The 23,981-nt window shown below is 57.2% G+C and carries 13 protein-coding genes; 2 read left to right on the forward strand and 11 right to left on the reverse strand.

Annotated features, from left to right (window positions below; all coding sequences use genetic code 11):
* Window positions 1-134 precede the first annotated feature (134 nt).
* From QZ460_RS07835 to QZ460_RS07860, 6 genes are all read right to left on the reverse strand, one after another.
* Window positions 135-2,009 carry a glycoside hydrolase family 13 protein gene (locus QZ460_RS07835; RefSeq protein WP_290541022.1) on the reverse strand — a complete coding sequence of 625 codons (1,875 nt, stop codon included), beginning with the start codon at window positions 2,007-2,009 and terminating at the stop codon, window positions 135-137.
* A gap of 34 nt (window positions 2,010-2,043) precedes the next feature.
* Window positions 2,044-3,273 carry an alpha-amylase family glycosyl hydrolase gene (locus tag QZ460_RS07840; protein ID WP_290541045.1) on the reverse strand — a complete coding sequence of 410 codons (1,230 nt, stop codon included), beginning with the start codon at window positions 3,271-3,273 and terminating at the stop codon, window positions 2,044-2,046.
* A gap of 155 nt (window positions 3,274-3,428) precedes the next feature.
* On the reverse strand, window positions 3,429-5,132 hold the full coding sequence (locus QZ460_RS07845) for an alpha-amylase family glycosyl hydrolase (protein ID WP_290541023.1): 1,704 nt from the start codon (window positions 5,130-5,132) through the stop codon (window positions 3,429-3,431).
* 30 nt (window positions 5,133-5,162) lie between these two features.
* Entirely contained in the window at window positions 5,163-7,433 is a 2,271-nt protein-coding gene (locus QZ460_RS07850; protein WP_290541024.1) for a family 65 glycosyl hydrolase domain-containing protein, read from the reverse strand.
* Window positions 7,434-7,460: 27 nt separating this feature from the next.
* The gene (gene pgmB, locus QZ460_RS07855) at window positions 7,461-8,120 is read right to left on the reverse strand and encodes a beta-phosphoglucomutase (protein ID WP_290541025.1); all 660 of its coding nucleotides are present in this window, start codon (window positions 8,118-8,120) and stop codon (window positions 7,461-7,463) included.
* Between the two features lie 103 nt (window positions 8,121-8,223).
* Window positions 8,224-9,525: an MFS transporter gene (locus tag QZ460_RS07860; protein WP_290541026.1), complete on the reverse strand. Its 1,302-nt coding sequence runs from the start codon at window positions 9,523-9,525 to the stop codon at window positions 8,224-8,226.
* 233 nt (window positions 9,526-9,758) lie between these two features.
* On the opposite strand from QZ460_RS07860, the gene QZ460_RS07865 reads away from it, so the two are divergent.
* Window positions 9,759-11,132 (forward strand): sensor histidine kinase, encoded by a 1,374-nt coding sequence (locus QZ460_RS07865; protein ID WP_290541027.1) that lies wholly within the window; start codon window positions 9,759-9,761, stop codon window positions 11,130-11,132.
* Window positions 11,129-11,908, forward strand: a complete 780-nt coding sequence (locus tag QZ460_RS07870; RefSeq protein ID WP_290541028.1) for a LytTR family DNA-binding domain-containing protein — start codon at window positions 11,129-11,131, stop codon at window positions 11,906-11,908. The genes QZ460_RS07865 and QZ460_RS07870 overlap by 4 nt, the downstream gene beginning before the upstream one ends.
* A gap of 80 nt (window positions 11,909-11,988) precedes the next feature.
* Here QZ460_RS07870 and QZ460_RS07875 read toward each other — a convergent pair whose 3' ends face one another.
* From QZ460_RS07875 to QZ460_RS07895, 5 genes are all read right to left on the reverse strand, one after another.
* Entirely contained in the window at window positions 11,989-13,596 is a 1,608-nt protein-coding gene (locus tag QZ460_RS07875; protein WP_290541029.1) for a SusF/SusE family outer membrane protein, read from the reverse strand.
* Window positions 13,597-13,617: 21 nt separating this feature from the next.
* Entirely contained in the window at window positions 13,618-15,237 is a 1,620-nt protein-coding gene (locus QZ460_RS07880; protein WP_290541030.1) for a RagB/SusD family nutrient uptake outer membrane protein, read from the reverse strand.
* Between the two features lie 12 nt (window positions 15,238-15,249).
* The gene (locus QZ460_RS07885; protein WP_290541031.1) at window positions 15,250-18,273 is read right to left on the reverse strand and encodes a TonB-dependent receptor; all 3,024 of its coding nucleotides are present in this window, start codon (window positions 18,271-18,273) and stop codon (window positions 15,250-15,252) included.
* 365 nt (window positions 18,274-18,638) lie between these two features.
* Window positions 18,639-20,819, reverse strand: coding sequence for a glycoside hydrolase family 97 protein (locus tag QZ460_RS07890; protein WP_290541032.1), 2,181 nt, complete (start codon window positions 20,817-20,819; stop codon window positions 18,639-18,641).
* Between the two features lie 416 nt (window positions 20,820-21,235).
* Window positions 21,236-23,950 (reverse strand): fimbrillin family protein, encoded by a 2,715-nt coding sequence (locus QZ460_RS07895; RefSeq protein ID WP_290541033.1) that lies wholly within the window; start codon window positions 23,948-23,950, stop codon window positions 21,236-21,238.
* Window positions 23,951-23,981 lie beyond the last annotated feature (31 nt).

Consider the following 23,981-nt stretch of genomic DNA (forward strand, 5'->3'; position numbering starts at 1 on the left):
TGCGCCCCGACCGTTCTGCGTCGCTGTGCCCCGACTCTCCTGCACCCCTGCAGCCCGGAGGCTCTGGAAAACGGAAAATGGCGGATAGACAAACTATCCGCCATTCCGATTGATCCGCAAGAGGATCCGATTAGTTAATCGTTGCGCCCCTTCCTCGCAAATTCGACGATCAGCACGTCGCGGGCATGGACGCTTGTCGTATCCGATAGTTCGCAGCTTTCGCCGGTCATCACGTTTCTGCCGTCGGAAAGTGTCGCGGTGATCTCCGCATAATGCGACCAGGGTATGGACTTCCTGCCGCGGGAGTTGTTGATGAAGACGAATACGGCCTTCCGGTCGTCGTAGCGGAAGTAGGCATAGGTATTGTCTCTGGAGGCGAAATGGAGGGTCTTGCCGTTGTGGATGACCGGTTGGTTCCGTCGCCAGTTCAACAGATGGCGGGTGTGCCGGTAGAGTTTGGCAGCGTCGCCGCTGTGCTGTTCGGGGTCGAAGAGATTCACTGGGTCGCCCTCCCAGCCGCCGGGGAAGTCCACCCGCAGCCCTCCGTGGCCCTGCGACTGGTCCTTGGAGTGGAACATCAGTTCGTCGCCGGCGAAAATCTGGGGAATACCCCGCAATGTGCCAATCAGGGTCATGGCAATCTTCATTCGGCCCGGATTGCCCTTCAGCTCGTCGGCGATGCGTTCCGTGTCGTGGTTGCCGGCAAAGATCATCATGCGCGAGAGGTCGTGATAGACAAAATCATCCGAGAGCGCCTTGTAGACCTTGATCATGCCCTCGTCCCAGCGCAGCGAGTCGCTCGGTATGCCGTGGCGCATGGCCTCCATCAGCGGGAAGTCCATGATGGAGGGCAGGTGGGAGTCGAAGCCGTCCCTGTTGGGGTTTCCGCCCTGCCAGTAGGCCAGCTGGGGGACATCCGTCGTCCAGCATTCCCCCACGATATTCATGGCGGGATACTCCCTAATGACGGACTGGCACCAGCGGCTCATGGGCTCTTTTTCGTTGTAGGGGTAGGTGTCGACCCGCAGTCCGTCCAGGTCGGCGTATTCGATCCACCAGACGATCCATTGCTGGAAGTATTTGAGCAGGAACGGATTGTCGAGATTCATGTCGGGCATGGAGTAGTCGAACCAGCCGCTTTCGTGGATGTTCCGGTCGTATGCCGAGGCATTGGGGTCCATGTTGGTGGAAAAGATGTGGTTGGAGCCGGTGTAGGTCTCGAACCGATGTATCCAGTCCCCAAACGGAAGGTCCTTCATCCACCAGTGGGCGCTGCCGCAATGGTTGGGCACGACATCCATAATCACCTTGAGCCCTTTTTCGTGTGCCTTGCGGACATACTCGCGGTAGAGTTCGTTGGAGCCGAAGCGCGGGTCGATGCGGTAGTAGTCGGCGCAGGCGTATCCGTGATAGGAGCCCTGGGGCTCGTTGTCGAGGAGCAGGGGAGTGGCCCACACGGCCGTGAATCCCGTTGAGGCGATGTAGTCCAGATGATCGATCATGCCTTGGATGTCACCGCCGTGCCGGCCGAAAAATTCGTCGCGGGCCACCTTCTCGACGGTGTCGGGCGTCGAATCCGTTGCGGGGTCTCCGTTGGCGAAGCGGTCGGGCATGAGCAGATAGATGGCATCCGAGGTGGTGAAACTCTCCCGGTTGCGGGAGCCGGGCCGACGCTCTTCCAGCTCGTATTTCACCTTGAAGCGCTCTTCGCCGCGCGAGAATACCAGATAACACGTTCCGGCCCGGGCATTCTCGGCGATTCGCACATCGACAAACAGGTAATTGGGGCTTTGCGCGGTGTGCACCTGCGTGATTTCCACGCCGTCCAGCCCCTCTATGCCGACTTGACAGGCGGCGATGTCGTCTCCGTGTATCAGCAGTTGCAGCGGCGTCTGCATGCCTACCCACCAGGAGAGCGGCTCCACGTGTTGGATGCGCTCTCCCGCGTCGGCGATGGCGTCGGGTTGGAAGGAGGCCTGTGAGGAACAGGAACATAGGGTCAGCATCATAAGCCCTGTCAGATAATGGTGTATTTTCATATGGTTAAAAGTAGAGGATTTGATAGTGCCAGGGGAGCATCTCCTTTAGCAGCTGCCCGCCGATACGTTCTTTTCCGCCGTTCAGGGCGTCGGTATATTCTCCGGCATGGGCCCGGGTCTCGAAACGGGCCTCGACAATCTCCGGCGAGAGGTTCATCAGGACCATGACCCGGCGCCCTTCGGCCTCGCGGACGAAGGAGAGCAGACGGGAGGGGTTGTTGTTGGCGATCTCCACCATTTTGCCGCCGGCCTCCCCGGCCTGAAGTGCCGGGTGACGGTGCCTCAGGTCGTTGAGCTTCCGATAGAATTCGGTCCAGTGATTGGGCGTCCAGTCGTCGATCGAATCCTTCTCGAAGAATTGCAGACGACGGTTGAATCCCACCTCCTGCCCCGTATAGATCAGGGGCTGCCCCTGCGGCAGGAGATAGGTCAGTGAGGCCATGCACGCTGCGGCATCGCCCATCCGTTCGAATTCGGTCCCGGCCCACGAGTTCTCGTCATGGTTGGAGGTGAACATCAGGCGGAATGCCGTTTCGGGATATTCCCCGGCGGATTTTGCGAGCAGCGTCCGCAGGGAGTCGACCGTTTTTTCGCCCTGGGCAATGTCGTTCATCAGATGGTGCAGCTCCCAGGCATAGGTGGCGTCGAATCCGTCCCGATGGAAGTGGGTGCCCTCGCCCTCGGCCAGCATGTAGGCTTCGGGATTCAGCGCCTTGATGGCACGGATGGCCTCCTGCCAGAATTCGTCGGGCATCTCGGCGGCGGCATCGCAGCGGAATCCGTCCACCCCTTTTGCGGTCCAGAACTCCAGTTGGTCGATCATCGCCTCGCGCACCTCCCTGCAGTCGTAATTCAGTTTTGAGATGTCGGTCCAGTCGTATTGTACGATCGGTTTTCCGGTGGAGTCGCGGTGATACCATTCGGCGGGCTTCTCGGTCACCCACGCCGCATCGGGCGACGTGTGGTTGGCCACACAGTCCATTATCACCTTGAGATTCAGCTTGTGGGCGCTCTTCAGAAACCGTTCGAAGTCCTCCATGGTGCCGAATTCGGGATTGATGGCGCGATAGTCGCGGATGGCGTAATAGGAGCCCAATGTTCCCTTTCGTTCCTTGACGCCGATGGGGTGTATGGGCATCAGCCAGATGATGTCAACCCCCAGCTCCTTGAGAAAGGGCAGCCGTTTTTCGGCGGCGGCAAAGTTGCCTTCGCGGCTCTGCTGGCGGACGTTCATCTCATAGACTACGGACCGGTAGCTCCATTGGGAATGTGCCGATTGCGGCCCGGGGGCGGTGTAGCAGGCCGTGAAGAGGAGTGCGGCGCATAATGAGGCCGCTCGTGTCATGCGGTGTAACAGGTTCATGGTTGGGATCTTTTTGTCGGTCGGTATTACAATTCGATGATGATGGAGGAGTAGGCCGGCAGTTCCACCTCATGCCGCATGTCGTCGATGCGCTTCACCGTGACGCGGTTCATGTCGGCAATCGGCTGTTTGATGGCGTGGTTGATGGTGTAGGTCGAGGGGTGGTCGGCGACGTTGTGGATGACCAGGAGCCGTTCCTCGCCCGACCTGCGGCAGAAGGCCATCACCTGCTTGTTCTTCGCGTCGGCCACATCGAAATCCTCCGGCAGGGTGATGTCGCCTTGGGCCAGTGCGGGATAGGTGTTTCTCAGGCGCAGGAATTTGCGATATACGTTGTAGATCGATTTTTCGTTGTCGGCCTGACTCTTCACGCTGCCGACCGAGGTGTCGTTGTTGATCACCGATTTGATCCATGTCGGACGTACGGGGTCGTTTGCCGACGGGGCCCACAGCATCGGAGTGCGGACATTGCGGTCTCCGGTGTTTCCGTTGTCGCTCCGGGCCTTGTCGCCCAGCATGCCGATTTCCTCGCCGTAATAGATGTAGGGCGAGCCGCTTGCGGTCAGCAGCACGGCCGCGGCGATTTTGGCCTTCTGGAGGGAGAGGGCTTCCGAACCGCCGATGGCCGAGCGGGTGCGGTTCTGGTCGTGGTTGGAGAGCTTGGAGGCCTGAATGAAGTCGGTGCGGTATGCTGCAAAGGCCCTTTCGGTGTCTATCATGTCCTTGGGGAACCATTTGGCGTGGGAGTTCTGGATGGCGTAGAGCAGGTATTTGTCCCAGAAGTCGAAATCGAACAGCGCCGGCAGGCCTTTGTAGTAGGGGGCGACCTGCTCCGTCTGCATCCAGCACTCTCCGACCATGTAGACCTCCTTGAATCCCAGGGCGGAGCGGCCCTGGAAATAGCGGTTGATCTCGGTGTAGAACCTGTTCAGGAAGGTCGGGTTCTCGTCGGAGGTGGAGTTGTTGTAGATGTGCTTTACGGCATCGAGCCGGAATCCGTCGACCCCCTTGTCGATCCAGAATTTCGCCGCATCGGTCATGGCCTTAAAGGTGGGGCTGGATGCGCAGGTTGCGGCAGGTCCGTAGTTCAGGTCGGGCATGCTGCGGTCGAATTCGCCCTGGTAGAAGTAGGAGGTGGTGCCCTTGGTGACGGGGTACCAGCGGTCGTACTTCGTGGTGGAGAAGTGGTAGAATCCGCGATAGGGGTTGTCGGTGGAGAGGCAGGCCTCCCTGAACCACTGACAGCGCAGGGAGGTGTGGTTGGGCACGAAATCGAGGATGACTCTGATTTTGCGCTTGTGCGCCTCGTCTATCAGCTGCTCCATATCCTCCATGCTGCCGTAGTCGCGGCACACCTCCCGGTAGTCGACGACGTCGTATCCGTGTTCGGAGCCTGTGGCGTAGATCGGCATCAGCCAGATTCCCGCCACACCCAAATCGTCTAGATAGTCGAGCTTTGAGGTGACGCCTCTCAGGTCGCCGATGCCGTCGCCGTCGGAATCGGCGAACGACCGGACGTAGATTTCATAGAATACGTCGCCGCGTTTCTGCCCGTCGAATTTGCGGGCCTCGTATTGGGACACCTTGTCCACGATGTCGCTCGTCGGGCCGTTCGGATCCTTTCCGCCGTCGGCCAACGGGTCGTCGTCGGAGCAGGCCGCTGCCGACAGCAGGACCGACAGCACCAGCAACAGGGCCATCCTGGTATGGATTTTTTGAAGAAGGTTCATTTTGTTCGAAGTTTGGTTTCCCGGGGTTGGTCATAAGGAGCGCGTTGCCTGTTTGTCCAGCAGCAGCGTCTCTCCGCAGAGTTTTATCGTGACGGGGGAGCCTTCGTTCTCGACGAGCACCGCATCGTGGGTGACTTTCACCGAGAGGATGCGTCCCCGATAGTTGATTCTGAAGGTCAGCGCCCTCCAGGCCCAGGGCAGACGGGGCGTGAAGGCGAGGGTGTCGTCCTCCATGCTCATGCCGCCGAATCCTTCGATGACTGATTTCCACGAACCGGCCATGGAGGTGACATGACAGCCCTCTTCCACTTCGCGGTTGTAGTCGTCGAGGTCCAGACGCGAGGTGCGCAGATACATCTCGTAGGCCTTGTCCATGTCTCCGATTTTCGTGGCCAGAATGGCGTGTACGCAGGGCGAGAGGGAGGATTCGTGCACGGTGCGGGGCTCGTAGAAATGGAAGTTGCGGCGAATGGTCTCCACATCGAAATCCTCCTGGAAGAAGTAGATCCCCTGCAATACGTCGGCCTGTTTGATGAAGCAGGAGCGCAGGATGCGGTCCCAGGACCACTTCTGGTTGATGGGACGCTCCGCGGGATCGAGCTGCTCGGCCGTCATCTGCTCCTTGTCGAGGTAGTTGTCCTGCTGGAGGAAGATCCCCAGCTCGCGGTCCTCGCCCAGATACATCTTCGCATTGATTTCGCTCCATTTCCCGCACTCGGCCGCCGCGTCGAAGTTGCGCTTCTCCACGATGCGCCGATACTCTTCGGGGTAGTTCCGCCTGACCCATTCGGCCGCCTCGGCGGCATAGCGCAGGCACCAGCAGGCGATGTAGGAGGTGTACCAGTTGTTGTTGACATTGTTCTCATACTCGTTGGGACCGGTCACGCCGAGCAAGACATACTGTTTTCTGGCCGCGGACCAGGTGATCCGCTGTGCCCAAAAGCGCGCTATGGCGATCAGCACCTCTAGACCGTATTGCGCCAGATAGGCCTTGTCGCCCGTGTAGCGGATGTACTCTGCGATGGCGTGGGCGATGGCCCCGTTCCGGTGGATCTCCTCGAAGGTTATCTCCCATTCGTTGTGGCACTCCTCGCCGTTGATGGTCACCATGGGGTAGAGGGCGGCACCCTCCCCGAACCCGAGCTTCCCAGCGTTTTCGATCGCCTTGTCCAGCTGGTTGTAGCGGTATTTCAGGAGTTCGCGGGCGACCTCCTGCCCGGCCGTGGCCATGTAGAACGACAAGCAATAGGCCTCGGTGTCCCAATAGGTGACGCCGCCGTATTTCTCGCCGGTGAATCCCTTGGGGCCGATGTTGAGCCGGGTATCGACGCCGGTGTAGGTCTGCAGCAGCATGAAGATGCAGAATCGGATGCCTTGTTGCGCTTCGTCGTCCCCCTCGATCGTCACGTCGCAACTGTGCCAGCGTGCAGCCCAGGCGGCTTCGTGACGCTCCAGCAGGGCGTCGAATCCCGTCTCCTGCGCCTCGTGGGCCACCTTGCGGGCCGTTGCCAGCAACTCCTCCCCGGGATGGTTCATCGACGAGCTGATGCCCACGTATTTGAAGAGCGTCTTCTTCTCGCCCTGACGGCAATTTACCGTGGCCGTGTGGCAGACTCTTTCGGGACGGGTCTCAACCTGGAATTCGGCACCCTCCAGCGTGACGGCCTGCGCCCATGCGACTTCGAAGCCGCTCTTTTTGGTGCGGCTCTGTACGGCGTCGGATTCCGTGCGGACCTCCTCCCAGAACTTCTCGTCGTAGTTGGCGTCGGTGTTGCGGACGTCGGCATCGATATAGGGGGCGAAGGTGACCTGCGCATCGCGGTTCAGCGGCATGACGCTGTAACGGACAACTCCCAGTTCGCGGCGGTCCAGCGAGATGAATCTGACGGCTTCGATTTCCACCTCCGTGTCGTTGTGCATGCGGACACGCATCCTGCGGGTCAGCACCGAACGGCGCATGTCCATCTCGCGATGGAAATCCAGCACTTCGGTTTGGGCCAGATCCAGCTCCTCGCCGTTGATCCGGATGTCGACCCCGATCCAGAAGGCCGAGTTGAGCACCTTGGCAAAGTATTCGGGATATCCGTTTTTCCACCATCCCACGCGGGTCTTGTCCGGATAGTAGACGCCTCCGATGTAGTTTCCCTGGAGCGATTCTCCGGAGTATTTCTCTTCGAAGTTAGCTCTTCCGCCCATGACGCCGTTGCCCAGGGCAAAAAGCGATTCGGAAGACTTTATACGTTCGGGTGCAAATCCCTCTTCCACGAGAAGCCAGGGATTTACCTTCAAAAATTCATTCATATGGGGTTTTGTTTTAACGGTTTTTACTTATCGGTCGATATGCCGGAGCAGCTGTTCGAAGGTGAATCCTTCGAATGACTTCAATTGCAGGGTGGCCTTGTCCAGCAGGGGACTGCCGCCGACGCCCACCGAGCGCATCCCGGCGCGTGTCGCCGCCTCGATGCCCGCCGCGGCATCCTCGAAGACCACACAGGCCCGGGGAGCGATGCCGACGAGTTCGGCTCCTTTGGCGAAGACCTCCGGGTCGGGCTTGGCTTTCGAGACCAGCGTCCCGTCCACAATCCGGTCAAACTGCGGGGTGAGGCGGCAGCGGTCCAGAATGACCCGGGCGTTTTTCGATGCCGAGCCCAATACCACCTTGATGCCTTTGTCGCGCAGCTCCTTGAGGAACCGGTCCACTCCGGGAAGAACCTCGTCGGCCGTCATCCGGGAGATGAAACGCAGGTAGCATTCGTTCTTTTCGGCGGCCATGCGCAGTTTCTCCTCTTCGGAAAAGCGGTCCTCCATGCCTCCGGCGCGCAGGACGATGTCGAGCGAAGCCATGCGGCTCACACCCTTGGTGAGCTCGCCCTGTTCGGGCGTAAATTCAAATCCGAGTTTTCGGGCCAGTTCCACCCAGGCCAGGTAGTGGTATTTGGCGGTATCCACAATGACACCGTCCAAATCGAATATACAGCAGGAAATCATAATCCGTCATTCGGTTTTTGGCAGGGGAAGGCGCCGGAACGGATGCCGTGGGCCTGCTCCCTGCATGTCGTTTGTTTTGTTAGAGGATGTAAAGATGTAATTTTTATCGATCACGAACAAATAGAACCGATATTGCGGCCAAAAACATGAACGCTGCGGCCAGTCCGATCATGGCCGAAGCCGAGGAGCCGAAAAGATGCTCGACGATCACTCCACCGGTCAGTCCGACGATGATCTGGGGGATGGTGATGGTGAAGTTGAATATCCCCATGTAAACGCCCATCCTGCGGGCCTCCACGGCGCGCGACAGAATCGAGTAGGGCATGGCCAGGATCCCGGCCCAGGCGATGCCGATGCCGACCATCGGGAGCATGAGGGCATATTGGTCGCTGGTGAAGCACAGCCCGGCGAATCCGGCGGCGCCGGACAGCAGGCAGAGGGCATATACCGGTTTGTTGCCCCACCTCGAGGCTACTCCCGTCAGGAAAAAGGAGGCGATGCAGGCCGGAATGGGATAGATGCCGTTGAGGACCCCGACCCAGGTCTGCACCTCGCCTTCGCTCAACAGCTCACCGGTTTGGTGGTTGACGGCCACGCCCGTAATGGCCGATTTCAGATAGGTCCACATCAGGAAGAGCGCCGCCCACGAGAAGAATTGCACCACTCCCAGCTGCAACATCACCTTCGGGGTGTGGCGTATCAGTTCCACGAACGAGGTTTTTTCCCGCATCTCCTCCGGGGTTTCGTCGTTGTAGCGGGCGAACTCCTCGGGCGGATACTCTCTGGTGCGGAATGTCGTGACCAGCACCGTGAGCAGGAGGATGGCGCCGCCGATGTAGTACGACCAGGCGATGTGTTCCGACACCTGGCCGGGCACGGCCTCTTCCGAGACTCCGAATCGGGTCAGAATCAGCGGCAGAACGGCGCCCGCCACGGCTCCGAGGTTGATCAGAAAGGTCTGCACGACATAGCCCTTGGTCTTCTGCGAGTCGTCCAGCATGTCGGCCACGAGGGCGCGGAAGGGTTGCATGGTGACATTGAAGGAGAGGTCCATGAACAGCAGGATGCAGGCGCCCATGGCCAGCGGGGCCAGCGTCAGCAGAAGGCTGGCATTGGGCATCAGGGCCAGGGCGACGGCCGAGATGACGGCGCCGCCGAGGATGAAGGGGATGCGTCGTCCGAGACGGGTCCAGGTCTCGTCGGAGAAGAGCCCCACGATGGGCTGGATGATGAGACCCGCAATGGGGGCCGCGAGCCAGAAGTAGCTCAGCTGCGAGACATCGGCGCCCAGCGATTCGAATATGGTCGAGGTATTGGAGTTCTGCAGGGAGTAGCCGATCTGTACGCCGAGGAATCCGAAACTCAGGTTCCAGATCTGCCAGAAGGATAGTTTGGGTTTTTTCATGGATCAGGATTCGTTTGGTTTAGTGTCGTTCAGGTGTATTGCAAAGAAAATCAAAAAAATATGGACAGGCAAAATAACCGGCTCCGACCTTGCCGAACGGTCATATTCGGGGGATGAACGGGCGATAGTTTCCGTTGAGTGTCGCGGCCGCGGGGGAGCGCCTCGGGGCGGTGACGAAAAATTTGGAAAAATGCCTTTTTTTTCACATCTTTGAAACTTAAGATTTGTTGCGTATGCGTCTGTTTTCGATATCGCCTGCCGCCATTATTCACCTTTTCGCCCTCGCCCATGCCCTGGTGGTGATCGTCAGCCAGTGTGTGAACTATATAGACGATGTGCCCCTGACCATCCTCACCGTTGCGCTGATCGTCATCCTCTCCCTGAGACGAAGGCTCCAAAGCGAGATTATCGCCACGCTCACCATGGCCGGATGCTTTTTCGGCTACCTGTTGGGCAACTACGGAGCGCGGCTGGTCAGCCTTCTGGTGCCTCAGGAGACGCTCGCCGCTGCCATCACCACGATAATCGTCACGGAACTGATCGGATGGGCCGTCTATGGATTCGGGAGCATGCGTAATCTGGCCTCGAACAATCAGTTCAGATGGTCGCCCTCCGTGTTCCAGGTGCTGCTCTTCGCCACCGCCATCCTCCTGTTGCGAATCAGCTATACGTTGCTGTTCAGCAACTCCTATTTTGCCAGCGAGGGGATTCATGTCGAAATCCAGCGTTCGTTCAGCAATGTGTTTGCCGTGATGCTCCTCCTGTGCGGCGACATCATCTTTGTCAACCTCTGTTCGCGCCTGTTCAGGAGCTCCGTGGTGAAGAGTGTCGTAACGATGCTTTTCGCGCTTCTCTTTTCGGTCGTTGTCACCCTCATGGCCTATTACAACATCCCGACGGGCAACAACGCCGCTTTCGAGGCCTTCTCCTTCCTGAAGCTCTATGCGGTGATCCTGCTCTTCAATATCGTCATTATCACGATGTTCAAGCTGGCCGCCTATATTACGACCTCCAGGGCAGCGCTGCGCAGCGAGCGGGGCGAGCGGCGCATGGCTCAGTACCAGTACAACCGGTTGAAGTTGCAGATCAATCCGCATTTTCTCTTCAACTCGCTCAATATCCTCGATTTCCTGGTGCAGGAGGGGGAGACGGAGCGGGCCAGCAGCTTCATCCGCAAGCTGGCGGGAACCTATCGCTACATGTTGCAGAACGAGGATAAGATCGTCGTTCCCCTGCAGGAGGAGATGGATTTCGCAAAGAAATACATCGACCTTTTGCGGGAGAGGTTCACCACCGGCTTTACGGTGAAGTTCTCGGTTCTTCGCGAGGCCTTGCATGGTCATGTGGTGCCGTGCTGCCTCCAGCTGCTGATCGAGAATGCCACCAAGCACAATGTGGTCAGTCCCGAGCATCCGCTGACTGTCGAGGTGCGTGTGGAGGAGGACTGGCTGGTGGTCAGCAACAACCTCCAGCCCCGCATCAGCCAGCAGGCCTGCAACGGAATGGGCCTGAAGAATATCCGCCAGCAATATCTGGACATCTCCGAAAAGGAGATCGAAGTTCTGCAAACCGAAACCGAGTTCATCGTAAAACTCCCTCTGTTATGAAAATTTACAACGTATTGATCGTCGAAGACGAGATCCCCGCACAGGTCAATCTGCAGAAAGCCATAGAGAAGAATTTCGGAGACCTTAAAATCTTAGGCCTCCAGAATTCGGTGCACGGAACGGTCGAGTGGCTGCGGGAGCATGCCGCGGAGGTGGATATCATCTTCATGGACGTGGAGCTGTCGGACGGGATGTGTTTCGATATCTTTTCTCAGGTGTCGCTGTCGGCCAAGGTGATTATCACCACGGCCTATGATACCTATGCCGTCAAGGCCTTCCGGGTCAACTCCATGGACTACCTGCTCAAGCCTGTGGATTATGACGAGCTGAAGATTGCCGTGGATAAGTGCCGCAAGTCGCTGGATGGCGGCACTCCGATCACGCCTGTCGATCTGGAGACGCTGAAGGATGCGATTCTGGGCCGCGAGCCGCTCTACAAGAAGCGGTTTATCGCCAAGTTCGGCACCCATATCGTGGTCATCCATACCGAGCAGATCGCCTATTTCTACACCGAGGACAAATCCACCTGCCTTTCCACGCTGGACAACCGCCAATATGTCCTGGACAACTCCCTGGACGAGATTTGCGAGATGATCGACCCCGGAGAGTTTTTCCGGATCTCCCGCCACTGTATCGTTTCCGAGAATGCCATCAAGGACATTGTGCGCCATGCGAGCAACCGGCTGAAACTGGAGCTTCAGCCCGACCCGGGTTTCGAGATCTTCGTCAGCCGTTCGCGGACCAATGACTTTATGACCTGGCTGGAGGAGCGGTAGCCTGCCGGAGCCTGCTGAAAAGAACCGAGACCGTAATCCCAGGATTACGGTCTCGGTTCTTTTCAGCAGTACGGAGCGGCTTACTCTGCGGAAGTCGTAGCCCTCGACTCGTCGGGGTAGAGGACGATCTTATACTTGCCGGCTGAGATGGGAATGTTGTCGCCGTCCTGTGTCAGGGCCCCCAAATCGCCGCCCAGGTTCACGGCCCATGCCGCATCCCAGCGGAATTTGAAGCTGCCCTCTTTCATCTCAACGACAATGCTCCAACTGTTGTCTGCGGGGTTGTGGGTCATCAGCTGTCCCTTGTCCCAACCGCCGGGAGTGGCATCGCCGATAATCTCCCAGCCGGTCTTGTCCACGGTCGCCGTCATGGCTGTCTGGTCGACAAAGAAGCGGTAATATCCCGCATCCTCGAGCCGGATGTTCTCTCCCTCGCCGATTTTGAAGGAGCCCGAGGTCTTCGTCTCGTTCCAGTTGATGCCGCCGATGCAGCCGTACATCACCTCCTCGTCGCAGAACTTGAACTCCGTGTTGGCGGGCAATTGGTGCGTGCCTGCGAACTTGAAGTCACGGGCCGGAGAGGTTACCTTGAAGCAGTTCTCCGCTTTGGGATTCCAGTCCTGATAGCTGCCGGGCATGGTCAGGAAGGCACTGGACTGCACGATGTCGGTTTTTTCCATGGAGAAGGAGTAGTCGCCGGCGGCCGTAAGGTTCAGCGTCATGATGTAGGGCGAGGTCTCCTTCAGCTTGAAGTTCTCTCCGGCGTGCTTCAGCTTGCCGGTGACGGTCTCTCCGCCCACTTCGTTCTGTCCCTTTTCGGCTCCGTAGTTGAAATCCCATCCGTTGTTGGCGCGGAACTTGAACTCGCCCTGCTTCAGCGAGGTGATGACGCTCCACAGACGGGTCTCGGGGTCGTATTCCATATCCGTGCTCTTGTCCCAGGCGCCCGACGTCGCATCGCCGATGAGTCCCCACACCAGATTCCCGCTGACGGTCACATGACCGTCGGCCGAAATGGCGATTTTGTAGAAACCCTTGTCGGGTACGTTCTGACCTTCGGCCAGGGGACTCAGGTCCGAACTCTTCAACAGGGCGAACGAACCTCCCTGCTCAAAGTAGGCATAGCCTTCGTAACTTCCGTTGCTGGCCATGTCACCGAGCAGGTAGGCCTTGCGGAAATCCCAGTCGGGATAACCTGCCGCAACATAGAGGGTCGGCTGGGTGTACTGGCCGATGTTGGCGTCGTAAATAGAGGCGTTGAACGACACGGTGTTGGTGGCATTGTCGGCCGCGGATTCATAGACGCTCGATTTCAGCGACACCTCGAACTTGTTGGTCACACCGGGCTTTGCCCCCAGGTCGGCCAGATGGCTGAGCATCTCGCTGTTGGTCATCTGGAGTGAGGTGGTGTTCTTGTCGGTATGGGCCACCTGCTTGGATGCGCCGTTGGTTGTGTTGGTCAGCGTGACGTCGTAGTGGATGACGGCCGAGACGCCGTAGTCGGCCGGACTCCACGATATGGCGGGGAAATCCTCCGAGATATTCTCCCTGGTGATGGCAATATCGCTTGTCGGGAGTTCGTTCAAGGTGGCCAGCTGCCGAACCTCCATGATCGGCGAGGGGTCATCCTCGCAGGCTGTGAAGGTGAAGACCATCAAACCCGCCATTAATAAATGTTTCAGTTTCATCGTCTTTTCGGTTTTATGTGATTAATAGCCTTCGTTCTGCTGCAGGTTCTGGTTGGAGCCGATATCGTCCGACGGAAGCGGATATATGGCGTAGAAGGACTCCACACCGCGGCCTTCCGCAACACCGCCTTTCCAGGGCCATACATACTCCGAGGAGGTGTACTTGCCGAAGCGGACCAGGTCGGTGCGGCGCTGTGCCTCGTAGAACAGCTCGCGGGCACGCTCGTCCAGCAGGAAGTCGAGGGTCAGATCGCTCTCCGTAATTGCGGCACTGGCGTCGTCGCCGTAGGCGCGTTTGCGGAGTTTGTTGATATAATCCAGCGCCTCGCTCTTTGACGCGCCCTGGCCGCCGCGCAGAACGGCCTCGGCGAAGTTCAGGTAGATTTCACCCAGACGGAACAGCGGGAAGTCGATATAGGCCTCGTTCGACAGGGGCTTCGACCCGTCCTTGTTGATGTTGTAGAACTTGGTCACCGGAATGCCGTTGTTGTTGAATTCGGCCTCCTTCACGATCTCGATGTTGGTGGTGGCTTCGGTGCGCAGCATGGCAAAGCGCTTGTCCTTGGTGACCTCTCGCTCCTTTTTGAAGATGTTGTAGAGCGAGGATTTGGCCCGCACGCCCATCCATGCGCCCTTGGCGTTGGTCTCCTCCTGGAATGCCGAGGAGCCCCAGCAGAGAATGGCGGTCATGCCGCCCCAGGTCATGGTGGCCTCGCCCTCGTAACGCAGCGGGAATATCATCTCGCGCGAGGTGTGGTTGTCGGCCTTGAACATGTCGCCGTAGACGGGCTCCAGAGCGTATCCGGCGGCGATAATCTTCTTACAGTACTCGATGCATTCGCCGTACTTCTTCTGGCCGATATAGGTCTCGGCATTGAGGTACAGACGGGTGAGGGCGGCCCAGGCTGCGGCCTTGTTGGCATGGCCGTAATTGTCGTTGAAGCCCACGGAGGCCTCCGAGAGCTGCTCCTCGCAGCCTTTCAGCTCCTGTTCGATGTAGACGAAGAGCTGGTCCTTCATGATCTGGGACGGACGCACGCTTCCGATGGGGCTGTTCTCGTCGACAAAGGGAACGTTGCGGTAGAGATCCAGCGCATACAGATAGGTGAGGGCACGCAGGAAACGCGCTTCGGCACGGAAGACGTTGACGGTGTTGATGACCTCCTGCGAGCAGCCGCGGCTCTGCAATTTGGCGGGGGTCGTCTCCCGGAGGAAGGCGTTGGCGACATTGATCTGGTAGAAGAGCCGGAAGTAGGAACCCTTTACCCAGGGGCTCGACGGACCCCATGCGATGTGGTTGAAGTCGGGGATGCCGGGGTCGCTCCAGCAGCAGTGGGCGATATCGGAAGCCAGCTCCTGCATGTTCCATAGTACGCGGAGGAACGAGGATTGCGAACCTCCGTCGATGCCTACGACATCCTGGTCGGCGTCACCGCCGGCATTGCCGCCGATGACCATTCCGGCGTAGATTTTGGCCAGACTCTGCTGGTAGGCCTCCAAATCGGAACCGAACACGACCTCGGGGACCAGTTCGCTCTTGTCCAGGGGTAAGGTATCCAGATCGTTTATACACGAACCCAACGACAGGGTCATACCCAGCAGAACCGTGGGTAACAGATATCCATATTTTGATAGTTTCATGGCTTGTCGGATTTAGAAGTTAAGATTTACACCGAACAGGAAGGTGCGGGGACGCGGATAGATGTTGTTGTCGACACCCAGACCGTCGATTTCGGGATCCAGACCGTCGTAGTCGGTGATGGTGAATACATTCTGGATGGTGAAATAGAGACGGGCGCTCTGATTGGTCTTGAAGAGCTTCGGGAAGGTGTAGCCGATGGAGAGGTTGTCCATCTTCAGGAAAGAGGCGTCCTGCACGTAGTAGCTTGAGCGGGGCTGCGTGTTGCTGAAGTTGGTGTAGCGGGCCGAGTTCACGCGGTTCTTGAAGAATCCCGTGGGGTCCATCATCTGCGAACCGCCCCACGCCTCGCGGTTGGACTGCACGTTGTTGTAGACATAGTTGCCGAAGCTGGCGCGCAGGGCAAACGACAGATCCCAGTTTCTGTAACTCAGCTGGGAGGTCAGACCCATGTAGACGTCGGGTGCGGCCTTCTTGTAGGGAACCAGGTCGTCCTCGTCGATCTTGTTGTCGTTGTTCTGGTCTACGTATGCGCCTTCGATGGGGCGTCCCGCAGCGTCGTAAATCTGCTCGAAGACATAGAAGGAGTTGTAGGGGTTGTTGACGGCGTTGATCATGATGTTGTAGCCCGTGGCGCCGTCGATGCCCGTGTGGATGACGCCCTTGTAGGAGGGATCGTCGTTGAAGGTCATCTTGGTGATCTCGTTCCTGTTGTAGGAGATGTTGTAGCTCAGGGTCCAGTTCCAGTCCTTGGTGACGATGGGATGGCCGGTCAGCGTGAACTCCACGCCCTGATTGGTCAGCGTACCGACATTGGTCAGCAGTTCGTTGCTGAAGTTGGTGCCGGCCGGAGCGCTCACCTTGTTGAGCAGGTTCTCGGTCTTGCGGTAGTAGTAGTCGATGCTACCGGTCAGCCGGTTGTTCAGGAAGCCGAAATCGATACCTGCGTTGTAGGTGGTGGTCTCCTCCCACTTCAGATTCTCGTCATAGGCCGCGGGGGCGATGAGCGGGTAGCTGATGTTGCCGAAGAAGTAGTTGGCGCCGGGTTTCGAGTAGTTGTAGCGGGCCATGTAGGGGTAGTCGCCGTTGTTGAGGTTCTGCTGGCCGGTGATACCGTATCCCAGACGGAGCTTGAGGTCGGAGAGCCAGTTGACGTCGCGCAGGAATTTCTCCTCCTTGATTTTCCAGGCTAGGGCCACGGAGGGGAAGAGACCCCAGCGGTTGTCCTCGCTGAAGCGTGAGGAACCGTCGTAACGGAGCGTGAAGGTCAGCAGGTAGCGATTGGCGAAGGAGTAGTTCAGACGGCCGAAGAAAGAGACCAGATAGTTTTCGGTCTTGTAGCTGGTCATGTCCTTGTAGAATTGGGTGCCCTTCTCCTGAGCCATGAGGGGCGAGTAGGGGTATTTCTCCCATTCCGAGCGGAAGAAGCGCTGCCAGGAGTAACCGCCCGTCACGTCGATGTGGTGTTTGCCGAAGGTGTTGGCGTAGTTGAGGTAGAAGTCCAACAGGGTGTTGCGCTTCAGCTGATAGTAGTTCTTGTTCTCGCCGAATCCCTTCTTGAAGATACCCTGGCAATAGCTCATGGGCGAGTGGTCTTCGATGATGTTGTCGCCTTCGCCTTCCGAGATGTCATAACCCAGGTTGAGGTTGGCCCTCAGTTCGGGGAGGAAGTGGAATCGGTAGTCGATCTGTGCATTTCCGATGCTGCGGTAGACGGTCGATTCGTCGTGGTGCTGCTCCAGCATGGCCACGGGGTTGGTCAGGGCGATGTCGATGGCCGAGCTGTTGTCGGGCTTCAGGTACATGAAGTATCCGTTTCCGTCGGGGTTCTTGTCGTTGACATAGAGCGGGTTGCCGGTCATGTATATCGGCTGTGTGGGGTCGAACTGCGTGGCCATTCCGATGGCTCCCCTGTCGGCGAAGCGGTTCTTGTTGTAGATACCCTTCACATTCAGGCGGATGTTCAGCATATCGTCGAAGAACGAAGGATTCAGGCTGATGGCGCCGGTGACACGCTCCATCTTGGAGGTCTTGAGGATACCCTTGTCGTTGGTGTAGGCCAGCGATACGCGGTAGGGCATATGTGGCACGCTGCCCGACAGGCTGACGTTGTGGTCCGTGGTGAACGAGTTGCCGAAAATCTGGTCCTGCCAGTTGGTGTTGGCATTGCCCAAAGCCTTGACCTGGGTCGATCCTTCGCCGTATTTCTCGGTGACGAATTGGCGGAAGCTGTCGGCCGACATGACATCGACGGTCTTTGGCGTGGTGTTGACCGCGAAGGTCCCGCTGTAATTCACGTGAATGCCCTTTCCGCCGCCGCGCTTGGTGTTGATGATGATGACACCGTTTGAGGCGCGCGATCCGTAGATGGCCGTGGCCGAGGCGTCCTTCAATACGGTGAAGGATTCGATGTCATTGGGGTGGATGGTGGCCAGGGGGTTTTCCATACCCTTGATGTCGGAGTCGTCGACCGGCACGCCGTCGATGACGATCAGGGGGTTGTTGGAGGCGGACATGGATGAGCCGCCGCGGATTCTGATGGTGGCGCCGGCACCCGGAGCACCGCCCTTGGTGATGACGCTCATACCGGCGACCTTGCCGACCAGCATGTCGCTGGCGGAGGTGACGGCACCCTTGACGAGTTTGTCGGCGTTGATGGCGGTAACCGATCCGGTCAGGTCGTTTTTCTTGGCGGTACCGTAGCCGATGACCACGATGTTGTCCAGCAGGGCGCTGTCCTCTTCGAGGGTGACGGTCATGACGGGGGTTGCGGGGACTTCCTGGGTCTTGTAGCCCAGGAAGGAGATTACCAGAGTGGCTCCCTGTTCTACTTTGAGCTCAAAGTTGCCTTCCGCGTCGGAAGAGGTTCCGTTGGTGGGATTGGCTTTTTCCGTAATATTGGCGCCAATTATATTGCTTTGAGCATCTTTCACATGTCCTTTGACAGTAATTTGTTGCGCAAAGGCACCAATCGACATGAACAATCCCAGACATAGGGGAAGAATCATTCGAAAGATTCCAAGATAAATAAGCTTCATTCATTTAGTGTTTTAGTTGGTCTCTTATTATCGGTATGGTTCGGTGGTGGAAATGTGGCGTTGCCTGCGGTTTCAAGAGACGTTGTGAACCGGGGCAATGGTCGGTGTAGGTCGATTAGGTCTGTTTCATTTCATCATGCTCGTACTATTCTTTTAGAATTAATAATCTGCGGAGAAATACGTTTGGTTTTTAATCAATCAGTTGGTTCTGTTAAACAAATATTGAAAAAAATGCTCGGAGAAACAAATCGATTTTGCCGAACTGCAAGATTCGACTGCTGAACGGTAAAATAGAGATGACGAACTTTTGCTGATGAAAAGTCCGCCATCTTCCGGAACCGGCAAAGTTCCTATCTTTGTGTGAATTACTTTATTTCCCGAATGGAAATCGCATATCCGCCGCCTATCCCGGCCGTCAGTTTCAGACGGCTTTTGTGGGTCACTTCGCGCGACGTAATGGTATAGCTCTGGGGGTTCTTGTCCCAGGCCGTCCCCTCGGCATCGGCGTAGATGGTGGCCTTGTACCGCTTCCCGGGAGTGAGGAAATCCAGTGCGAGGTGGGAGAGGTGGCCTTCGTAACCGGCCGTGCAGCCCACATACCAGTCGTTGGTGCCCTTGGCGCGGCGGGCGATGGTGAGGTATTCGCCCGGCTCGGCCTCGAGATAGCGGCTTTCCTCCCAGTCCTGAGCCACATCCTTGATGAACTGGAAGGCATCCATGAACCGCTCGTAATTCTGGGGGATGTCGGCCGCCATCTGCAGGGGGCTGTACATCGTGACGTAGAGCGCCAGCTGACGGGCCAGCGTCGAGCGGACGCGCGAATGGTTGGAAGGGTTCATCTTGCTGCAATCCAGCTCGAAGATGCCGGGCGTGTAGTCCATCGGTCCGCCGACCAGCCGGGTGAAGGGCAGGATGGTGGTGTGGTTGACCTTGCTGCCGCCGAAGGATTCGTACTCGGTGCCCCGTGCCGACTCGTTGCCGATGAGGTTGGGATAGGTGCGGCAGAGCCCCGTAGGCCGTACCGCCTCATGGGCGTTGACCATGATTTTGTAGTCGGCGGCCTTCTTCACGGCATACAGATAGTGGTTGACCATCCATTGCCCGTAGTGATACTCTCCCCGGGGGATGATGTCGCCGACATAACCGCTTTTCACGGCATTGTAGCCGTTGGCGACCATAAAACGGTAGGCCGTGTCGAGATGCCGTTCGTAGTTGCGCACCGACGACGAGGTCTCGTGGTGCATGATGATTTTCACGCCCTTGTCGTGTGCATGGCGGTTCACCTCCCGGATATCGAAATCGGGATAGGGGGTGACGAAGTCGAAGACGTGGTCCTTGCTGTGGCCGACCCAGTCTTCCCAGCCCTGGTTCCAGCCCTCGACCAACACGGCGTCAAAACCGTGGCGGGCCGCGAAATCGATGTAGTATTTGACATTTTGGGTGTTGGCCGAGTGGCGCCCGTTGGGGCGTGTCCGGGTGTAGTCCGTCTCGCCCAGTTTGACGCTCGGAAGTTCGTCGGTGTAGGCCCAGGAGCCCTTGCCGGTGATCATGTCCCACCAGACGCCGATATACTTGACGGGTTTGATCCACGAGGTGTCGGAGTACGCGCAGGGTTCGTTGAGATTCAGCGTCATGCGCGAAGCCAGCAGCTCACGGGCATCGTCCGAGACCATGATGGTCCGCCAGGGGGTCTGGCAGGGGGTCTGCATGTAGCCCTTGTCGCCATTGACATCGGGCGTGAGCCAGGATTCGAAGACCAGGTTGCGGTCGTCGAGATTCAGATGCATGCAGGGGTATTCGACCAGGGCCGCCTCGTGGAGGGTGATGTAGAGTCCCTCGTCGCTCTTCATCAGAAGGGCCGTCTGTACGCCCGTGGGGGAGAAGACGAACTGCGAGGCGTTGTCCGTGATGGCATCCTTCATCTTGCCGCGGATTTCGGATAGCCGCGAGGTGGTGTAGTCATACTCCTGCGTGTCGTAGTCGCCGGGAATCCAGAAGGCCTTATGGTCTCCGGTCATGGCAAATTGGGTGCGTTCCTCCTTGATGACGAAGTAGTTGAGCCCGGGCTGTTGAGGAAACTCATAGCGAAATCCCAGTCCGTCGTTGAACATGCGGAACCGGATGTTCAGCCTCCGTTGCGTGGCGGGCTGGCGGAGGCTGACGAGCATTTCGTTGTAGTGGTTGCGGATTTTCCGTTCCTCGCCCCATACGGGTTCCCAGGTCTCGTCTAAGGTGGTGACGTCGGTTCCGACCACCTCAAATCCGCTGACGAGATCGGTCATGATGTCGAGCTGCTCCTTGTCGTCGCGCTCCCTACGTTTGAACCCGATTTTCTTGTTCTCGTCCTCCCGTTTCAGTTCGAGACCCAGGTGGCTGGGTTTTATCACCTGCCGGTTTTTGTACGAGAGTTCGTAGGTGGGGATTCCGTTGTCGCTCACCTGAAAGTTCATCTCCAGATTTCCATTGGGGGAGACAAGACTTTGACCTTGGGCCGGGAGGGCCCAGATTCCGAGTGCCAGGAGCGAAAAAATAAATTTAAACTTCATTGCGGTTTTATTTTCGAGTTAGAATGTATTGGATTCTGCCCGTTCTGATTGATTGACGTATTCCGCAGCGAGTCTATGGCGCAAAAATAAGAGGTTTGTTTTGAAATTCAAATACCTTGTCGCCAATTTCCGGTGATTTGGGCGTAAAAAAATCGTTCCGGGCAATTTTTTGCATTTCCGCGCCGAAGGGACGGGCTTCTCCTTCTTCTCCTTCTTCCGGGTTCCGGGAGAACGGCCCTTTCTTTCTTCCCCCGCTCGTCGTCCGTGAGCACCGAGCCGCCCGTCCGCAATGACAGCCCAGCCCGCAACGCCCCCCCCCCTGTCCGCACGGCCTTGGGCGGAATCCTCTCTGTTTCGCGAACGAAAAAAGGGTGAGCATCTGTCTTACTCACCCTTTTTCGAAAAAATGTCAGTTACTAATCCTGAACAGGACGGATGGCACAGCCGTCGTTACGCGGAATGTCCGAATCGGTGGCCACACTGTAGAAGGAGAATACTAATCCGTGACCACAATGTTCGGAATGGCTGCTCCCTGCCGTCCAATACATTGCCGAATTACCGATCAGACCACACTTTCCAAAATCGTAATCTCGGTATCCTACCGCATAGAAGAATATGTCTCCTCCCGAGGGGTCGTGTTTTCCACGGTCCAACATAGTGTTGCAGTAGAATCTCCAGCCTTTGCTGGTGTTGAATTCTCCGGCGAATTTGTACGGCGAATTGGTCATTTCTATGGAGAAATCTCCCAAAGACTTGTCGCCGTCGAAGACAAACCCCGTGAAGGTCTTGGCCTTTGGAACGTGGAATCCTACGGGCGAAGGATCGTAGACGGTTTTCACATAGGGTTTATCTACGGGCCACGGGGCCGTGTTGGTGATGTCCCAAAGATTGTCGTAGCGTTTGTTGCACCAGTTGTTCATGTTGCCCGTGTTGTAAAATACATGCGGATTCTTGATGCCTTCCTCAATCGATACGATGGAGGCGCCGCCCTGCGTTGTACTGCCTAACTTAAACTTGTATTCGGTTCCGTGGCACTCCTTGTCGGGCCAATATGCCACATCTTTCAGCAGACCCGGCAACATGGGGTCCTTGCGCCCGAACTGATAGAAGGGCTGATTTCCCGAAAACGATGCTTCGTATTGGGGCTGATTGAGCGTGATGACCTCGCTGGCTCCCGTCGTCTCCTGCGTGAAGCGGACCTTTACGCTGCGGGCGGCATAACTGCGTGTCTCTCCATCGCACCAGCCAAGAATCCATGTCGGCATTTTAAATTTCTTTCCGTCGTGGTTGGTCACCGTCTTAATTTCCTGGTCGAGCTTTAAATCCGTAACCCAGATGTGCCAACTCCACATGATCGTATTACTTGCGTCACGAACCGCAATGATGGCATTTCCCTGTTTGATCGTTGCGGCATTAACGTCGAAAACAATGCGCTGCCTGTCATCCGAGAGTCTGATGTTTCTGACCAAATCCAGTTCATCCTGCCAAACCAGTACGGCGTTGTTGGGCCGATAACCGTTGTTGTTGAAGATATAGGGATCTGCGATGGGTCGACCCATGTGATCGACGAATCTGCTTAGGATATTCGCACCTTGTTCATCGGTTGAGTAGGCCGAGGGGTTGTTGTTTGCATTTTTTACGGCATTGCCATATACCAGAGGCAGCGAGTAGGTGCCCGGAGCTCCAACCACATAGCAGTTGGCCGTATTCACCACCTGATGGTCTCCTTGGGGATTGGCCAGATGGTAGGGGGTTTTACCCGTTGTGGCATTTATGTTTGCGGTTTTCTTCAATATGTCGTTGTGCGGATTGGAGCTTGTGTAGTTTTGGGCCGTAATGGTTGCATCGAACGATGCTGCCGTTTCTCCGCCATCACCCTTGAGCGTAAAGGCCGTCACCCAATCGGGCTGGCTGATGACACGATAGCCGCCGGCTCCATCGTCTTCCACAAATTCAGCCGTCCAGGCCATGCTTACCTTTTTTTCGGCATCTCCGGGACGCGAAACGGTGGCATAACTGGTTACTGAATACGTGTTGGTTTGTCCCAGGTGGGAGAAATCGGAGGTCGGCGTGATGCTAAAGGTCGGGGTGAAGTCGATGCTCGTCGTCGAGATCCGATAGACGATCGTTTGTCCCTTGGGCCATTCGCTGTCGGCAATCGAAGCGGTGAGCGTACGCCGGGTCTGCGTCAATTTGTCGGTATAAACCACCTCGATGGATGCATCGGCCGGCAATGTTTGGGGAATCATCATAAAGGTGGCTTCGGGCGACGTGATTGCCTGTTCGGGCGTACCGTCCGTATTGACGCTCAATTTGTGTGTGAAATTGCTGACATCGGTATGCTGTCCCCACATGCCGCCCATTGTGTGGGTGGCAGTGCGATACACACCCTTGAGGGTGATTTGGGAAATCTGCCCGGGGAGCATCTCCCTGCCCGTGACGAAGCGAACGGCTGTCAGGGCGTGCTCGAAATTGAGGGGCGCCGTGGTGGTCATGTCTCCGTTCATCTCGTTGGACGCCGCCACCAGGAGGTCTTTTTGCTGTGTCACCTCCTCGGGTACGGAGTAGGTGATTGTGGGGATCCCTGCTGCGTTCTTTTCGGAGAGAACGATGCCGGGTTCGTTATAGGGGGCATAGGCGAAGAACCGAATTTTGTGTCCTTGCCCGGGCCAATAGTAAGAGGTGCTCCAGTTGGAGGCCCTGGTCACCCGGACGTTGTACATATAGTCGGGAACGCATGCGTTTTCATCCCAGGTGTTTGAATAGATGGCCGCATGAACTCCGAACTCGTCATAGAACGAATCCTGATCTACGGGCAGCGCACGTGTCGGGGCATCACCTGTGACGGGCCGTGTGATCTCTTCCCGGAATGAGGTATGCACGAAGAGGGTGTCGGAAGCATTTTCTCCGCGTAGTTTGAATACCCGGGTGTTCTGTGTCGCACGCTCCTCCGTGTTACCGGTCGATGAGCCGGTCCAGTTGTTGTTCTGCAAGACTGTGAAGTTCAGAGTGTTGCCCTGCGGGGCGGTGTGATCCACGGGAGACTCTGAACAGGCCGTGGACATGGATACGGCGACTCCCATTATTGCCTTTCGCAGGTGGTTGGAAAGGTGTAAATATTTTAGGTTCATGAATGTTTTGTTTGTGAGAAGAATCTATTTG

It is taken from the genome of Alistipes sp. (assembly GCF_020026455.1).
Classification (GTDB): domain Bacteria; phylum Bacteroidota; class Bacteroidia; order Bacteroidales; family Rikenellaceae; genus Alistipes.

Excerpts from the sequence above, each read along its gene's own strand:
- QZ460_RS07875 (WP_290541029.1), bottom strand. The coding sequence starts at position 13,596 with ATGAAACTGAAACATTTATTAATGGCGGGTTTGATGGTCTTCACCTTC.
- QZ460_RS07895 (WP_290541033.1), bottom strand. The coding sequence starts at position 23,950 with ATGAACCTAAAATATTTACACCTTTCCAACCACCTGCGAAAGGCAATA.
- pgmB (WP_290541025.1), bottom strand. The coding sequence starts at position 8,120 with ATGATTTCCTGCTGTATATTCGATTTGGACGGTGTCATTGTGGATACC.
- QZ460_RS07860 (WP_290541026.1), bottom strand. The coding sequence starts at position 9,525 with ATGAAAAAACCCAAACTATCCTTCTGGCAGATCTGGAACCTGAGTTTC.
- QZ460_RS07870 (WP_290541028.1), top strand. The coding sequence starts at position 11,129 with ATGAAAATTTACAACGTATTGATCGTCGAAGACGAGATCCCCGCACAG.
- QZ460_RS07845 (WP_290541023.1), bottom strand. The coding sequence starts at position 5,132 with ATGAACCTTCTTCAAAAAATCCATACCAGGATGGCCCTGTTGCTGGTG.
- QZ460_RS07890 (WP_290541032.1), bottom strand. The coding sequence starts at position 20,819 with ATGAAGTTTAAATTTATTTTTTCGCTCCTGGCACTCGGAATCTGGGCC.
- QZ460_RS07885 (WP_290541031.1), bottom strand. The coding sequence starts at position 18,273 with ATGAAGCTTATTTATCTTGGAATCTTTCGAATGATTCTTCCCCTATGT.
- QZ460_RS07840 (WP_290541045.1), bottom strand. The coding sequence starts at position 3,273 with ATGAACGTCCGCCAGCAGAGCCGCGAAGGCAACTTTGCCGCCGCCGAA.
- QZ460_RS07880 (WP_290541030.1), bottom strand. The coding sequence starts at position 15,237 with ATGAAACTATCAAAATATGGATATCTGTTACCCACGGTTCTGCTGGGT.
- QZ460_RS07865 (WP_290541027.1), top strand. The coding sequence starts at position 9,759 with ATGCGTCTGTTTTCGATATCGCCTGCCGCCATTATTCACCTTTTCGCC.
- QZ460_RS07850 (WP_290541024.1), bottom strand. The coding sequence starts at position 7,433 with ATGAATGAATTTTTGAAGGTAAATCCCTGGCTTCTCGTGGAAGAGGGA.
- QZ460_RS07835 (WP_290541022.1), bottom strand. The coding sequence starts at position 2,009 with ATGATGCTGACCCTATGTTCCTGTTCCTCACAGGCCTCCTTCCAACCC.